Origin of the sequence: Brucella sp. 22210 (assembly GCF_052045675.1) — a bacterium.
GTDB lineage: Bacteria > Pseudomonadota > Alphaproteobacteria > Rhizobiales > Rhizobiaceae > Brucella.
In genome coordinates this window covers 23558-39033 of the sequence record NZ_JBQEPD010000019.1, presented here as the reverse complement: position 1 = coordinate 39033, position 15476 = coordinate 23558, and the positions used below count along the sequence as shown (strand labels likewise).

Genomic DNA, 15476 nt, shown 5'->3' with positions numbered 1-15476 from the left:
AGCTGAAATCAATTTGCCTGTACGGCGGTTATAATCGCGCTACCAGTGAGTCATCTGACTATTGGCCGCCCAATCGTTTCATGGTCTTCTTCAATGTCGAAACGCTTTGATAACCCGCTTCGACGCTGGCGATGGCAAGCGGCATGCCTTCTGCGCGTTTGCGCATGACATGGGATACACGCAGACGCTGCCGCCATTCGACAAAGCTCATGCCTGTCTGGAGACGGAATTTGCGCGTCATGGTGCGACGGCTCATGCCGACTTCGTCCGCCCAGTCATCAATTGTGAGGTCGAGGCCGGGATTGTCGAGCAGGCTGCGGCAGAGCTTGCGCAATTGCTTGTCGGTCGGAAGCGAAACGACATAGGGCTGCTCCTGTGCCGAGCGAACCTCGTCCAGAATAAGCGCTGTCAGATGTTGGCCGCGTCCGTTTTCATCATAAAGCACCGGTTCCTCAGCCAGAGCCTGCACGCTGGCGTCCAACAGGGGAGAAACTTTCAGAACGCGCGTCGGCTCCCAGTGCTCGCGCAAGACCGATTCTTCTATAAAGACGGCATGCATTTCCACTGCGCCATAAATGTCGACAGTGTGTGGCACATCGGGCGGAAGAAGCACGGCATAGCCGCTCGGCAGCATGAAAGCGCCATCTTCTGTCTGCGCCGTCATATAGCCACTATTGCTATAGAGAAGTTCGCCGCGCCGGTGACTATGCCAGCCGGACGAGGCGCTTTTCTTATAGTCGCGCCGCATCACCGCCAGAGGGCGTGCAATGTCCTGATAGTCGATGGCGTGTTTCGGTCGCGTGCGAATTTCCATTTTGGCCCAATTTGACTGAAATTGTCATATTTAAATGGAATTGCAAAATTTTGACCCGAATGCAACTCAGATTGGCCTGACTCACCAAACGGTCCCGAATATATTCGCTCGCGCAACACATTGAATTGTGTGAGTAAATTAGAATTATTCTGAATTCTGGACTTACGCAACAATAAAAAATAATCGCTATAACCGCTGCTTTGACGGGCCGCGGGCAGTAGCCGTTTTGCAGAAAACGGCAGGAGAACAGGGTTGAAGACGAGCAGGGACACCGTGCGTAACACAGATCGCATTCACAACAGCGGGCACGCCGGATCGCTGCTCAAAACCGTGCTTCTCGGAAGCGTGGCGCTTGGCGCCGTCGCGGTTCCGGCGATGGCGCAGGATACGGGCGTTATTCAGCTCAACACCATCGAGGTGCAGACCTCCGGTGACAAGGGACCTCGCGTCCCGGTCAAGGGTTACATCGCCGAGTATAGCCGCGCAGCCACCAAGAGCGACACGCCGATCCGTGAAACACCGCAATCGATTTCTGTCGTCACACGCGACAACATGAATGATCGCGCTGTTTCGTCGGTGAGTGAAGCGCTGCTTTACAGCGCTAATGTGAATGGTCAGCGTTACGGCGCGGATGTGCGCTCGGATTACTACACTATTCGCGGCTTCCCGGCTGATCTCTATCTGGATGGTATCCGCAGTCCGCAGATCGCCAACCAGACCGGCGGCTATTCGGGCTTTGTGGTCGAACCCTATTCGCTCGAAAGCGTGGAAGTTCTGCGCGGTCCAAGTTCCGCGCTGTTCGGCCAGAGCAATGTCGGTGGTATCGTCAACATGGTCAGCAAGCAGCCACAGGCTGAAGCGTCCAATGAAGCCTATCTGCGCGGTGGCAGTTTCCAGCGCAAGGAATTCGGTTTCGATCTGACAGGTCCGATCAACAACGATCCGCGTTTCACCTATCGCCTCAACGGCATGATCCGCGATGCCGATACGTCTTACGATCTGGGCAAGAACAACCGTATTGCGATCAATCCGAGCTTCGCCTGGCGTCCGGATGCTGATACCAGCCTGATTGTTTCTGGCGGCTATCTCAAGGATGATCTGGGGCAGGCGGGTGTGATCATTCCGGCTTATGGCAGCGTGTTGCCGAACCCGACCGGCCAGAGCATTCCGCGCGATTTTACCGATGGTGATCCGCGCAGCGCGACCTATAAGAAAGAAATCGGCTATGTCGGTTATCAGTTCGAGCATCGTTTCAACGATACGTTCACGCTGCGTCAGAACTTCCGCTATTCGCATCTGAAGACCGATTACCGCAACCTGTTTGCAGGCGTGCTGCCAACCAGTGGCTGGAATGGCACAACGCTGCCGCGCACCAATTATCTGGCCCAGCCGGAACTCGATGCCATCGCCTTCGATACGCAGCTTGAATCACGCTTCGATACGGGGCCGCTGGAGCACACTTTGCTGGTCGGCGTCGATCAGCAATGGCAGCGTCTCGACAATTATACCGGCTCGGCGACCGGTCCGTCGCAGGACCTGTTCAACCCGACCTTCAATCAGCCGCTGACGCCGGTCAAGGCCACGACGCGCCTTCTTCAAAACCAGTATCAGACCGGCATTTATGTGCAGGATCAGATCGAGGCAGGCAATCTGCGCGTGACGCTTGGCGGTCGCAAGGACTTTGTGAAGGTTGATTCCGAGCAGACGACGCTCTCGTCGGGCCGCACGGTTGACTACGAACAGGACCCGGAAAAGTTCACGGGTCGCGCGGGCGTAGCCTATGTGTTCGACAGTGGCTTTGTGCCTTACGCGCTTTATTCGACTTCATTCCTGCCGACGCTGACACTGGCGGATACGCCGCTCAAGCCAACCACCGGCACGTTGAAGGAAGTGGGCGTGAAATATGCCCCGGAAGGTGCGAATTACAGCGTAACGCTTTCGGCTTTCGAAGCTGAACAGCAGAATGTCGTCAATCGTATTTCCGGCGTCTATTATCAGACGGACGAAGTGCGGGTGCGCGGCGTCGAGCTGGAAGGCACTGCCCAATTGTGGGATCGCCTGAACCTGACGGCTGCGATGAGCTTCCAGGACCCGGAAGTCAGCGAAAGCCAGACCCCGGCCCAGGTTGGCAAGCTGCCTTACACCGTGCCGAAGGACCAGCAGTCGCTGTTTGTAAGCTATAACGTGCCGCTTCCGAACAATATCGATGGCAATCTCGTTCTCGGCGGCGGCGTGCGCCGCATCGGCAAGACCGCAGGCGACACGCTGAATACGTTCTTCGTACCGTCCTACACGCTGGTTGATGCCTTCTTGCGCTATGATCTTGGCAACTATCGCCTTCAGGTGAATGCCTATAATCTTGGCGACAAGAAATATGTGGCAGGCTGTAATTCGACCAGCCAGTGCTATTACGGGCAGGGCCGCTCCATCGTGGCGACAACGAGTGTGAAATGGTAGTGAGTTTCTCACGACGTGAATTTCTTGTGGGGGCGGCTTTGGCCGCCCTTACGTCTTCCGTTCGGGCTGAAGCGCCGCACAAGATCGTAACCCTTGAATGGGCGGAAACGGAAATTGCGCTTTCGCTCGGCATTCGCCCGCTGGGTGTCGCCGATCTGGCGGGCTATCGCCAATGGGTCAATATCGAGAATGATGGGCTCGCCGATGCGACCGATGTCGGTGGGCGACAACAGCCGAGCCTCGAAGCGCTGACGCGGCTGAAGCCGGAGTTGATCCTGACCTCCGCGCTGCGCCACAAGGCGATTGCCGAGCGCCTCGAGGCCATTGCGCCGACTGTGCTGCTGGATGGCGCGTCCGATAGCGCCGATCTCTATCAGGATATGAAATCAAATCTCGCCGCTGCCGCAACCGCTCTCGAACGCGAGGCGGAAGGCAAGGCCGAATGGCAATCTTTCGAAGATGGTCTGTCAGCGGCACGGGCGAAACTTTCCGGCCCACTGCCTGTCGTGATTGCGCAGCCCTTGCCCGGCGTGGCGCGATTGAGAATATTCACGACCAATTCGGCAGTGATGAAAACACTGGTGCAGGCTGGTTTCTCGGAAGTAGTTGACCGTGGCGTGCAGCCGTTTGGCTTTACGACCTTTGGGCTGGAGGAGCTTGCGTCCCTCAGCCCGGAAACACGGCTTTGCCTGTTGGATGAAGCGACGCCGAAGGAATTGACGGAAAGCGCTATCTGGCCGGTCCTGCCGGTGGTCAGCGCTGGCCATATTTATCATCTCGGAGGTGATATCTGGCCTTTCGGCTCGACGCGCTCCATGGCGCGGCTGGTCGAGCGGGCCTTATCGGCGCTCACCGCCTGATGCATAAAAAAGCCCCGGTTAAACCAGGGCTTTGTTGTTTCAGGCGACGGCGCGGGCGCATTCAGCGAGAATACGCAGCACTTCGGCACGCTCCTCGATTTGCGGCATATGTCCGCAACGCTGGAAGATATGCACTCCAACTTTTCCGGGCAGGCCATGGGCATGGCTGACAGGAATAACCCGATCTTCCGCACCGAAGATGAGCCGCACAGGGATCGGCAATCCGGCGATAGCCGACCGGACGTCGAAGGTCTGGGTGCTGTCCGTGAAGAACCGTTCTGCAATGGCGCTTTGCGCGGCACGCAATTCGGTATCGGCAGCTTGAGCGACCGTGGCATTGATGAAAGGCCGCGTGAGCAGGCTTTCGTCGCTGACAAGGAGCTTCAGCCACGGCGTAATGCTCGCCTCGCTTTTTGCGGCGATCAGGCCCTTGGTGAAGGCGCCGTTGATCTCGGGGCCGAGACCAGCGGACGAAATCAACACCAGCGAGCGCACGTCGACGATGCCACGCGCTGCAACAGTTGCGGCAACGCCGCCACCGAAGGAATGGCCGCCAAGCAGGCAGGCATTCACGCCAAAGGCGGCGAGTGTGGCTTCAACAGCTTCAGCGATAGCATCGATGCTATCCGGCACCGCACGCGTGGACGCTCCATGACCCGGAAGGTCAAGCGCCAGAACCGGGTGGCCGAGTGTCGCCCCTGCGAGCAGACCGCGCCACGAATTGAGATCGGCGGCGAAGCCATGGATCAGGACAATCGGCAGTTTTCCAGCTTCACCTTCACGCAGCCAAACGGCATTGAGCGGGGCTGCGGAACCTGCGGAGAAGGTCGCCACAGGTTTGGACAGCGGAGCCGATACTGGAGCCGAAGGCTGTGCCGGTGCGACAGCAGCCGGGGCAGAGCCAATCTTCGCCTCGACATCCTTTTTCTGCACACGTCCCTTGGGACCGGAACCCGCAATCGCCTCCAGATCGATACCGGCCTCGCGGGCCAGCCGGCGTGCAAGCGGCGTTGCACGCACGGCTGTGTCCTGAGCGGCAGCGCCTTGGGAGACAGAAATGACCGGTTCGACAGGTTGGGGTGCAGCCTCCCGAACCGGTACAGGCGCGCTCTGCGAGGGAGCAGGCTGCGCATCGGCGGTGAGCTCAACGGATGGTGGTGTTTTGCGCTCTTCGCCTTCTTCGTAAATCCAGGCGACAGCCTGACCGACTGGCACCACCGTGCCTTCGGCGGCTGTCACATTACCGAGAATGCCGCTGGCCGGTGCGTCCACTTCCATGGCCGCCTTATCCGTTTCGATCTCGAACAGGAGCTGGCCTTTCGTGACGGTATCGCCATCCTTGGCGTACCAGCGCGAAATCTGGCCGGTCTCCATATCCATGTCGACTTTCGGCAGGATGACTTCCACTGCCATGGTTAGCGCACTCCCTTGGCAAGATCGCGGGCGCTCTTGAGTATGTCGGGCACCTGCGGCACGGTCGCGCGTTCCAGATCCGGGTTGTACGGAATTGGTGTTTCTGCGCCGCCAAGACGCACGATGGGGGCGTCGAGATAATCGAAAGCATCGCTTTCAGCGACGATGGCCGAGATTTCTGCACCAATGCCGAGCGTTTTCACGGCTTCATAGACGCAAAGCAGCTTGGAGGTCTTCTTGACGCTCTTGATGATCGTGTCGCGGTCAATCGGGCGCACGGTGCGCAGATCGATGACTTCGACGTCGATGCCTTCCTTGGCCAGTTCCGCTGCCGCATCCAGCGCCTTGTGCACCATGATGGCGGTCGCGACGATGGTGAGATCGCGGCCTTCGCGCACCACTTCGGCCTTGCCGATCGGTACGGTATAGTAGCCTTCAGGCACTGGGCCTTTCATCTTGTAAAGCAACTTGTGCTCGAAGATCATGACCGGATCTGGGTCTTCAACGGCTGCAAGCAGCATTCCCTTGACGTCATGCGGCGTGGATGGCTGCAAGACTTTCAGTCCGGGCACATGGCCGAGCCAGGCTTCGAGGCTCTGGCTGTGCTGTGCAGCGGCACCCGTGCCGGAACCGGCAGGAAAGCGCATGACCAGAGGCACCGAAACCGCACCGCCCAGCATGTAGCGGATTTTTGCGGCCTGATTGACGATCTGTTCCATGGCCAGAGCGGCAAAGTCGGAGAACTGGAATTCGAAGATCGGGCGCATGCCGGTGAGCGCTGCGCCGACGGCGACGCCAGCGCCGCCCAGTTCGGAAATAGGCGTGTCCATGACGCGGTCTTCACCGAAGCGATGCACGAGATCGCCGGTTACCTGAAACGCGCCGCCATAGACGCCGATGTCCTCGCCCATCAAGAAAACGCGGTCGTCGCGCTCCATGGCAATCGCCATGGCTTCCTGAATGGCTTGCGAATAGCTCAACTCGCGGATTGTGGTGTCCATGATCAGATTTCGTCCGTATATACGTCGCGGGTCAGGTTGGTGAGGTCGGGAGAAGGACTGTTCTTCGCGAATTCAATCGCGTTAGCGATTTCCTTCTCGACATTGGCTCGAATGGCTTCGATCTCCTTGTCGTCGATCACGCCATAAGCCTTCAGATCAGCCTCGAAATGCGCGATAGGATCGCGATTATTCGCCCAATCCTCGATCTCTTCCTTGGTGCGATAGCGGTTGCGGTCGCTCTTCGAATGACCGCGCAGTCGGTAGGTCTTGTTTTCGATCAGCGAAGGGCCTTCGCCGCGCCGTGCACGTTCCACCGCCTCGTTGATGGCCTCGGCCACGTCGGAGAGGTTGTTGCCGTCCACGACCTTGCCCGGCATGTTGTAGGCCGAGGCACGGTCCGCGACATTGGCCACCGCCGTTGAACGCTTGGTTGAAGTGGACATGCCATAGCCGTTGTTTTCGCAGACGAAAACGACCGGCAGCTTCCAGACGGAAGCCATGTTGAGCGCTTCATGGAAAGCGCCTTCATTGTTGGCGCCATCACCGAAGAACGACACAACAACCTTGTTGTTCTTCTGCTTCTTGGCGGAAAGGGCAGCACCGACTGCGATCGGAATACCGCCGCCGACAATGCCATTGGCGCCGAGATTGCCCTTGGAAACGTCGGCAATGTGCATCGAGCCGCCGCGGCCCTTGCAATAGCCGGTTTCCTTGCCAAAGAACTCGGCAAACATGCGCTTCACATCTGCGCCCTTGGCGATGCAATGACCATGGCCGCGATGGGTCGAGGTGATCATGTCATCTTCGGTCAACGGCAAGCAGGAACCCATGGCGCTTGCTTCCTGTCCAATCGACAGGTGCATCGTGCCGTGGATGAAACCGCGCGTGTAGCTTTCTTCCGCGCCTTCTTCGAAGCGGCGGATGAGATACATCTTGTGCAGCGCTTCCTTCAGCTGTTCCGGAGAATAGGTACGGAAAGCGAAGGGCAGGTTGTGGCGATCTGCGGCCTGCGCATCAATCTTTCTGGCTTGAACCATGGTGCGGCTCCTTATGCTCCGTAAACGAGCTTGTCCTGGCGGGCGCGCAGTTCGGCAATCTTCGAACCCGGCGCGACGGCTGCATTGTCATAGGTGATGAGTTCGCCCTTCTTGATCGGCTTCGTCACGCTGCCGCCCTGAAGAAGGCCGCAGGGAATGGCATGCGCGGTACGCGCTTCGCCAGACGTCATGATCCAGGCGCGGTAGCAATATTCGCCGATGGCATCGAGCTTTTCGCCCGGCTGCATGTCCTTCTTGGCGACTGCGCAGACTTCGGCAACGGGCTTGGCCAGCGGCACCATATCCGGCTTGCCGTAAAGAACGACGCGGGCGCAGGTCAGCGGAACTTCGAGCGAGGTCAGGTGATATGGACGGTGGAAGGTGAAATAGGGGCCTTTGCCCATTTTCAGATCTTCCATGCGTTCGGAAACGCGCGGATGCGACATGTCGGCGACAACGAAGACGCCGGGCGCAACACCCTTGCCGATGGAATAATCCACCACGCCGACCTTCGACAGCACGCCGCCATCCTTTTCCGGAATCAGTGTCTTGTTGAGCTGGTCGAGCGTTGCGGCAGGGCCGTGCATGCCCGGCTTGTCGGGCACAAGGCCGGTAGCATTGGCGATGGCTGCCATTTCAACCATGGTCTTGGAGCCGTCGACGAACTCAACCAGCATACGCACATTCATGTTGCGGCGCTTGGCTTCTTCCAGATAGTCATCGGGAATGGCGTCGATATTGAGCGGATTGTTCTTGCCCTTGCCAGCGGCAACGATGGGGTGACCCATGGCGGAAACGAATTCGATCAGTTCCATGCAGGAAGACGGCTCGTCGCCAGCGCCGAGCGAATAGGTAACGCCCAGACGGTCGGCCTCAGCCTTGAGGTAAGCGCCGATGGTGACGTCGGCTTCGACATTCATCATGACGAGATGCTTGCCATGTTCCATGGCGCGCAGACCGATTTCCGCGCCGACAGCCGGAACGCCGGTGGCGTCGATCACGACGTCGATCAAATCATTTTCGAGGATCAGATTGGCATTGTCCGTAACGGCGACCTTGCCGCCTTCCATGGCCGAGGTCAGTTCGGAGGCGTTCGAAACTTCCTTGCCGTGACCTTCTTCCTGATAGGCGATATCAACTGCTTTCAAAGCGTTTGGAACGCGCAGTTCGGAAATGGCGCCAATTTCGATGCCAGGCATATGCGCCACGCGCGTTACGATATCGGTGCCCATTTCGCCGGAGCCAATCAGCCCGATACGGATCGGCCGCCCGCTGTCCGCACGCGCCTGCATATCACGTGCCAAGCCCGTCAACGCCACATTCGTCGCCATCTTTTCCTCCTGATGTTCCTCCAGGCGCCTTCACGCCTCTCTTCCAATAGTCGATAATGAACATTTGTTTCCAAGTCAATACGAGTGTACATTTATCACACTCGTCGAACCTGTTATTCCTTACCGCGCTTTAACGCTTGTGAACAAACATTGGTCTGATATAAAAAACAAATGTTCTGCCTGGTGTTTCAAAATGCAACACAACAAAATCGATTGTGGGGGCATACGGCGCGGAACTTGATACAAGCGTTCGAACGGCCTGGCATTCGTTGGAGAATGACTGGGGGGAGGAGAAAACTATGGACGCATTTCTAAGCGGCCTGAAATCTGCCATCGATACGTTGGGAGCGACGGTCCTGCTCCCCATCGTCATCTTCATTATTGCCGTGGTTCTTGGCGCAAAGGTGGGCAAAGCCTTCCGTGCGGCCGTTACCATCGGCGTTGCCTTTATCGGTATCAACCTCGTTCTGGGGCTGATGTTCACCTCCATTGGCGAGGTGGCTCAGGCCATCGTTACCAATACAGGCATCAAGCGCGACATCGTTGATGTTGGCTGGCCTTCGGCTGCCGCCATCGCTTTCGGTTCGTCCGTGGGCCTCTGGGTGATTCCGGTCGGCATTCTGGTCAATATCGTGCTGCTTTTGATGCGCTGGACCCGCACACTCAATGTCGATGTGTGGAATTTCTGGCACTTTGCCTTTGTCGGCTCGCTCGTCGTCGCCGCAACGGACAATCTGGCCTATGGCATTATCGTTGCAGCCCTCGTTGCCGCTCTGTCGCTTCTGTTTGCAGACTGGTCGGCACGCGCCGTGCAGCAGTTCTATGGCGTTCCGGGCGTTTCGGTGCCGCATCTGGCATCGGCGCAGATTCTGCCGATTGCTATCGTGCTCAACTGGATCATGGATCGCATTCCTGGCATCAACAAGATCCACATCAGCACCGAAACCATCGAGCGTCGCTTCGGCGTCTTCGGTGAGCCTGTGGTTCTGGGGCTGATCATCGGTCTCGTGCTCGGTCTGATCGCTTTCTACAATGCAGGCGATTTTGGCCATGTGCTGGCCAAGGTGCTCGGCACCGGCATGACGCTTGCCGCCGTGATGCTGCTTCTGCCGCGCATGGTCAAAATCCTGATGGAAGGCCTGCTGCCGGTTTCTGACGCCGCACAGGAATTCGTGCGCAAGCGCACTGGCGACCGCGAACTGCTGGTTGGTCTCGATTCGGCAATCCTGATCGGCCACCCGGCTGCAATCTCGTCGTCGCTGATCCTCGTGCCTATCGCGATCATCCTGTCGGTGATTCTGCCGGGCAACCGCGTCATCCTGTTCGCCGATCTTGCGGTTATCCCGTTCATCGTCGCCATGACTGCGCCGCTGTTGAAGGGCAATGTGTTCCGCATGGTTGTCGTCGGTACCGTGACACTCGCCATCGGCTTCTATGTGGCCAATGCGCTGGCTCCGCTCTTCACGAGTGCTGCCGTTGCGTCCGGCTTCAAACTGCCGGAAAACGCGCTGCAGATCACTTCTGTTGTCGACGGCTTCCTGTGGGTGCCTTATGTCATCATCGCCGCAATTCAGTGGATGGGCGTTGTTGGCATTGCGGCTCTCGCAGTTGTCATCGCAGTGCTGTTCATTCTCTATCGTCGCAACACCGATGGTTGGGAACGGGCAGCCGGTGCAGAAGACGAGCCGGCCGAGCAGAACAACTGGTAAGGCACAAAAGCAATACTGGCCGCATACCGGAGAGGTATGCGGCTATCTGAAATGGAGGATGGAATGGCGAACGGCCTGATGGCTTTTCTCGACCCTGAAGCGATAGAGCTGCAGAGCGAGGCCAAAACCAATGAGGAGATCATCCGTGTTCTGGCAGCAAAGCTGGAACGGCTCGGCTATGTAAAGCCAAGCTATGCGGATGCGGTCGTGAAGCGGGAACAGACCATGCCAACCGGTCTGCCGCTGGAGCGCGAAGAAAACGTCGCCGTTCCGCATACTGATCCTGAGCATGTCCTGAAAGCGGGCATCGCTTTCGCTACGCTGAAATCTCCCGTCATCTTTTCCAATATGGAAGATCCGGAAGAGGAAGTGCCTGTCGGTTTTGTTTTCCTGCTTGCCATCAATGACAAGGACAAGCAGATCGAGACCTTGCAACAGGTTATGGCGACGATTCAAAATGAGGACGCGCTGGACAATTTAAAGAATGCGCGCACGCTCGCTGACGTTGAAGTTGTGCTGGGCTAATCGGAGGAAACAAAATGGCCAAAATGAAAACGATTCTCTTTGCCTGCGGCACCGGCGTGGCAACATCCACCGCCGTGAATGCCGCCGTGACCGAAGAAATGAAAAAGCGCGGGCTGACCTTCAATGCGCAGCAGGCCAAGGCTACCGAGGTGCCCTCACTGGCTGACAATGTCGATTTCATCGTCTCGACGACGCCGATTTCCGCCGCAGTCGAAAAGCGGGTGATCAAGGGTCTCGCTTTCCTGACCGGTATCGGCAAGGACAAGGTTCTGGACGAAATCGAAGCCGAACTGCGCAAGTAATTTCGCCGAAGCGACTTTGGCTGAATTGAATAGAGCGCTTTCGTGTAAGATCACGAAAGCGCTCTATCTGTTTGTATTATCTGTATTTTACGCTTCAGTTCGGAACGGAATGACCGATGCGGCGGAGCATTTCGGCGGCGCTTTCCTCGTCGGTTATGAAAACCGTTGGACGCAGAAGCTTCATCGCGCCCAGAAGCGCTTCGATCTTTTCCGTGCCGCCGGATGTGAGGAGACGTTGCGGCGTTTTCTGCAAGCTTTCGATGCTGGCAGACATGACGCGTTCATGCACAGGATCATCAACGATACGGCCATCGGCGTCGTAGAAGTGGAACAGAACGTCACCGACTGCGCCATTGGCGAGCAATGATTGCTTTTGCTGGTCATCCACAAGACCCACGCGGTACGATGTGCTGCTGGCCGTTTCGATGCCGCCGATGCTGAGTAGCACCATGTCGAGATCTTCGGCCATGTCCAGAACCGTATTGAGACCACAGCGCTCGATCAATGCGGTTCGGGTCTCCTTGCTGTCCACAAGGGCAGGCGCGGGGATAAGGTAGCCTTCGCCTTGCAGCATTTGCGCGAATTGCCAGGCAAATTCCGGCGGGTTGGAGCGTCGTGGCTGCACAATGCCGCCCAGCAGCGAAATGACCTTCAGATCGTTCACCGGGCGCGAGCCGATATGCTGCAAGGTGCTGGACAAGGTGCGGCCCCAGCCGACGCCAATGCGCATGCCATGCTGGATTTTTTCCGACAGATAGGCACCTGTAGCAGCACTGATCGGCGGAATCGGATCGGTGTCGGCGGAGGAAAGCGGCGCGACAATGGCCTGTTCCAGACCGAAGGCCTTTTCAAGGGCCGCTTCCAGCGCCGTCAATGCCGAAAGCTTGCCTTCGATGGTGATCTTCACCTCATTGCGGGCGCGCGCATCGGCAAGGAGACGCACGATGGTAACACGACCGACACCCAGCGCATCGGCAATATCGCTCTGGGTCATCTGCTCGACGTAATACATCCACGCCGCACGGGTTCTGAGGCGGCTGGTGCGGTTTTCCGCTGCAACGCCTTCGGATCCTACCAGAAGGTCGTTGGTTTCAGCTGCGTTCCGTTTCCCCTTGGCGGTCTTTTTCAAATCGATTCCCCAAAATTCTTACAGTTTGCGTCTTTGTGAATATGGAACCTATTGCTTTTCCCGGACGAGGAAAACAATACTTCTTTTGTATCGGTTAAGATACGATTGTTGGCCTAGCAAGGAGCGAAGAGATCAGTCATGCTGCGCACACTTTCTGATGAAATCGCTGTCAGTCTGAAAGACCGTCTGCGGGACGTGCGCTATGTCATACGGCGCGCCCGGCAAACTGCGCGTGCGCCAGAAAACAGTCTGCCTGCACCGGAAGCTCTGCTGGGCCACGCCGCAGGCGTGATGGATACCGCGCTGACCGCTGCCGAAGCGATCTCGATTTCGTTCATCTCGTCTGAGCCGGCCAAACATCATGACACGCCGCAGATGCGCAGCCTTTCCTTCTATTTTGGCTCCGGCGCGGAAGGCGCACGCGGTTTCCGCAGCGATATGTATTATTTCCTCAAGGGGACGATGCGCCGTTACGGACTCGAAAATGCGCTGATCCACGAAGCGGCTTTTTCCGTGATCCACGGGCGTCTGCTGCGCAAACATGCGGACGCTCTGCGTGATGCCGCAACGGTTGCGCAGGCGCTGACCGCGCTGTTTTTGGAGTCTCTGGCTGAAAGGCCTGTGCGCTCGATGTCGTCTGAAGCCTCGTGTGACCCGGAAAATCTGCGCAAGGCGGAAGTTATCGGGCTTGCCGCCGCTTGCCTGTCCTGCGGGCTGGCGACTGTAAAGCCTGCCGATCTGGCCGATATCGATCCGCTGGAAAGCGTGTTCATGGTGCTGGAAGCACGGTATGAGCGGCTGGTGGTTGCGGCGGAGACCCGCGACGCGAAGAAGCTCGAAACCCTCTTCGCGACGCTGATCGCCCATTTGCCTTAACCGAGGCGGTTCATGCGCCGAACAGGTCAGCGATGATCTTCTTGGCACGGGGAATGGAAGCTGGGCTCATGCTGAGCTCGGTCAATCCCATGCGGATAAATTCCGGAATGAGATCCGGCTTGCCTGCTGCTTCCCCGCACATGCCCACCATGATGCCCGCCGATGTGGCCGCTTTCGCAGTCATTTCAATGGCCGCCATCACGGCTGGATGGTGCACGTCGTTCAGCTTTGCCACCGTCGGGTTGAGCCGGTCTGCCGCCATCACATATTGCGTCAGATCGTTGGTGCCGATGGAGAAGAACGCGGATTCCTTGGCCAGTTGATCGGCGGCAAAAACCGCTGCCGGTGTTTCGATCATCACGCCGAGTTCAAACGAGCCGTAAGGCTTGCCTTCCGCTGACAGCTCGCGCTCGCATTCGGCAATAAGAACCTTTGTCGCCCGGATTTCCTCAATATCGGAAACCATCGGCAGCATGACCTTCAGATTGCCATGCACGGCAGCGCGAAGCAGGGCGCGCAATTGCGGCTTGAACACTTCCGGGCGGTCAAGGCACATGCGGATGCCACGCCAGCCGAGGAAGGGGTTTTCCTCTTCAGGGAACTCAATGCCGGCGACGGGCTTGTCACCGCCGATATCGAGTGTGCGGACAATGACGGACTGTGGTGCAAAAGCCCGCAGAAGCGCTGCATAGGTTTCCATCTGCATGTCTTCAGACGGCAAATGGATATGCTTCATGAACAGAAGTTCGGTGCGGAAAAGGCCGATGCCCATCGCGCCAGCAGTCTGTGCCGCTTCGATTTCCTCCAAAGCGCCGAGATTGGCCGCAACCTCAATCGTCACGCCATCGGCACGCCGCGGAATGAAATCACGATACTTGTCCAGCGCACGCTGTTCTTCCGTGGCTTTTGCAATGCGGCTTTCGATATCAGCCAGAACGGTGGCATCCGGATCCTGATGAACAATACCGGCGCTGCCGTCGACAGCGACCTTGCGCGCCGTCTTCAGCGTATGAACGGCGTCGCCAAGCCCAAGCACCGCCGGGATTCCGTGCGTGCGTGCAATGATGGCGACATGCGAGGTCGCACCGCCATGGCCGCAAACCACGCCGCGAATGCGCTTCAGCGGTGCGCGCGCCAGATCCCAGGCGCCAATGTCTTCGGCAATCAGAATGGCACCGTCCGGTAGACCGTCGAGATTGAGATCTTCCTGACCGAGCAAAGCGAGGCATATCTGCCGGCTGATCGCGTGCACATCATCAGCACGCGCATTGAGATAAGGATCGTCGAGGCTTGCAAATTGCTGGGCGACCGTCGAGGCGGCACCGAGTGTTGCAGAGACGGCATCCATCCCGCCGCGAATGAGCGCAAGTGCTTCATCCCGCAGGCTGTCGTCGGAAGCAATGTCCTTCAACGCGGCAACGATACCGCGATCGCTTTCGGCCAGATCGCCACGCGCGAGCGAATGCTCCATCCGTTCCTGCACAGTCGCGACGGCCGCCTCATAACGGCTGATCTCCGGTTCGATTTCGTCTGCTGCCAACTTGCCGGTTCCCGGCGTGATTTCGGCTGGGAAAAACGGAAACGCCTCACCAAGCGAAAGACCTTCGCTGGCTGCAACGCCCTTGATCTGCCCTTCTGGCAACGCTGTAACCGCAGCGTTTGCGACCGGAGCGACAACGACGGGAGCAGCTTCTGCGACGGCAGCAACCGCGGCACCCTCGTTTTCCTCAAGACCCGCGCGCGGGTTTTCGAGATAGCCGATCAGCGCTTCCAGCGCTTCAATTGCGTCGGCCCCTTCGGCACGCACGGTGACTTCGTCATTTTCCTTAACGCCGAGCAGCATGAGTTTGACGGAGCTTTTCGCGCTGACGCTTTTGCCGCTCTTTGCGATCTCGATATTACACTCGAACCCCTTGGCGAGCTTGACGAAACGGGTTGCGGGGCGCGCATGCAGCCCTTCATGCACCCGGACGATGGTGGAGCGTTCCATTTGAGAGCCTTGGATCATGAATGCTTCTTGAG

At 58.0% G+C, this 15476-nt stretch carries 13 protein-coding genes; 6 read left to right on the top strand and 7 right to left on the bottom strand.

Annotation, left to right across the window (positions count from 1 at the left end):
* Nucleotides 1–58 precede the first annotated feature (58 nt).
* Complete coding sequence (locus tag ACTJKP_RS19445) at nt 59–814, bottom strand: helix-turn-helix domain-containing protein (protein ID WP_440631828.1); 756 nt, start codon at nt 812–814, stop codon at nt 59–61.
* 252 nt (nt 815–1066) lie between these two features.
* On the opposite strand from ACTJKP_RS19445, the gene ACTJKP_RS19440 reads away from it, so the two are divergent.
* Together ACTJKP_RS19440 and ACTJKP_RS19435 are read left to right on the top strand one after the other, a co-directional pair.
* Complete coding sequence (locus tag ACTJKP_RS19440; protein ID WP_440631827.1) at nt 1067–3271, top strand: TonB-dependent siderophore receptor; 2205 nt, start codon at nt 1067–1069, stop codon at nt 3269–3271.
* Complete coding sequence (locus ACTJKP_RS19435; RefSeq protein ID WP_440631826.1) at nt 3265–4131, top strand: iron-siderophore ABC transporter substrate-binding protein; 867 nt, start codon at nt 3265–3267, stop codon at nt 4129–4131. The genes ACTJKP_RS19440 and ACTJKP_RS19435 overlap by 7 nt, the downstream gene beginning before the upstream one ends.
* Nucleotides 4132–4170: 39 nt before the next feature.
* Here ACTJKP_RS19435 and ACTJKP_RS19430 read toward each other — a convergent pair whose 3' ends face one another.
* Genes ACTJKP_RS19430 through ACTJKP_RS19415 form a run of 4 tightly spaced genes read right to left on the bottom strand, consistent with a single transcriptional unit; the run spans nt 4171 to nt 8913 of the window.
* The gene (locus tag ACTJKP_RS19430; protein WP_440631825.1) at nt 4171–5544 is read right to left on the bottom strand and encodes an acetoin dehydrogenase dihydrolipoyllysine-residue acetyltransferase subunit; all 1374 of its coding nucleotides are present in this window, start codon (nt 5542–5544) and stop codon (nt 4171–4173) included.
* 2 nt (nt 5545–5546) lie between these two features.
* Nucleotides 5547–6545: an alpha-ketoacid dehydrogenase subunit beta gene (locus tag ACTJKP_RS19425; protein ID WP_078340327.1), complete on the bottom strand. Its 999-nt coding sequence runs from the start codon at nt 6543–6545 to the stop codon at nt 5547–5549.
* Between the two features lie 2 nt (nt 6546–6547).
* The gene (locus ACTJKP_RS19420; RefSeq protein WP_440631824.1) at nt 6548–7582 is read right to left on the bottom strand and encodes a thiamine pyrophosphate-dependent dehydrogenase E1 component subunit alpha; all 1035 of its coding nucleotides are present in this window, start codon (nt 7580–7582) and stop codon (nt 6548–6550) included.
* A gap of 11 nt (nt 7583–7593) precedes the next feature.
* On the bottom strand, nt 7594–8913 hold the full coding sequence (locus ACTJKP_RS19415) for an NAD(P)H-dependent oxidoreductase (protein WP_078340329.1): 1320 nt from the start codon (nt 8911–8913) through the stop codon (nt 7594–7596).
* Nucleotides 8914–9212: 299 nt separating this feature from the next.
* Here ACTJKP_RS19415 and ACTJKP_RS19410 point away from each other — a divergent pair, with 299 nt between their 5' ends.
* From ACTJKP_RS19410 to ACTJKP_RS19400, 3 genes are all read left to right on the top strand, one after another.
* Nucleotides 9213–10622, top strand: coding sequence for a PTS galactitol transporter subunit IIC (locus tag ACTJKP_RS19410; protein WP_440631823.1), 1410 nt, complete (start codon nt 9213–9215; stop codon nt 10620–10622).
* Between the two features lie 63 nt (nt 10623–10685).
* Nucleotides 10686–11147, top strand: coding sequence for a PTS sugar transporter subunit IIA (locus ACTJKP_RS19405; protein ID WP_151589103.1), 462 nt, complete (start codon nt 10686–10688; stop codon nt 11145–11147).
* A gap of 14 nt (nt 11148–11161) precedes the next feature.
* Nucleotides 11162–11449 (top strand): PTS sugar transporter subunit IIB, encoded by a 288-nt coding sequence (locus ACTJKP_RS19400; RefSeq protein WP_078340332.1) that lies wholly within the window; start codon nt 11162–11164, stop codon nt 11447–11449.
* Nucleotides 11450–11543: 94 nt separating this feature from the next.
* Here the strand turns inward: ACTJKP_RS19400 and ACTJKP_RS19395 are convergent, their stop codons facing one another.
* Nucleotides 11544–12578 carry a sugar-binding transcriptional regulator gene (locus ACTJKP_RS19395; RefSeq protein ID WP_078340333.1) on the bottom strand — a complete coding sequence of 345 codons (1035 nt, stop codon included), beginning with the start codon at nt 12576–12578 and terminating at the stop codon, nt 11544–11546.
* A 138-nt stretch (nt 12579–12716) separates the two neighbouring features.
* Between ACTJKP_RS19395 and ACTJKP_RS19390 the strand changes: the two genes are divergently transcribed.
* Nucleotides 12717–13454 (top strand): hypothetical protein, encoded by a 738-nt coding sequence (locus tag ACTJKP_RS19390; protein ID WP_440631822.1) that lies wholly within the window; start codon nt 12717–12719, stop codon nt 13452–13454.
* Nucleotides 13455–13464: 10 nt separating this feature from the next.
* On the opposite strand, the gene ptsP is transcribed toward ACTJKP_RS19390, so the two are convergent.
* Entirely contained in the window at nt 13465–15444 is a 1980-nt protein-coding gene (ptsP, locus tag ACTJKP_RS19385; RefSeq protein WP_440631849.1) for a phosphoenolpyruvate--protein phosphotransferase, read from the bottom strand.
* Nucleotides 15445–15476 lie beyond the last annotated feature (32 nt).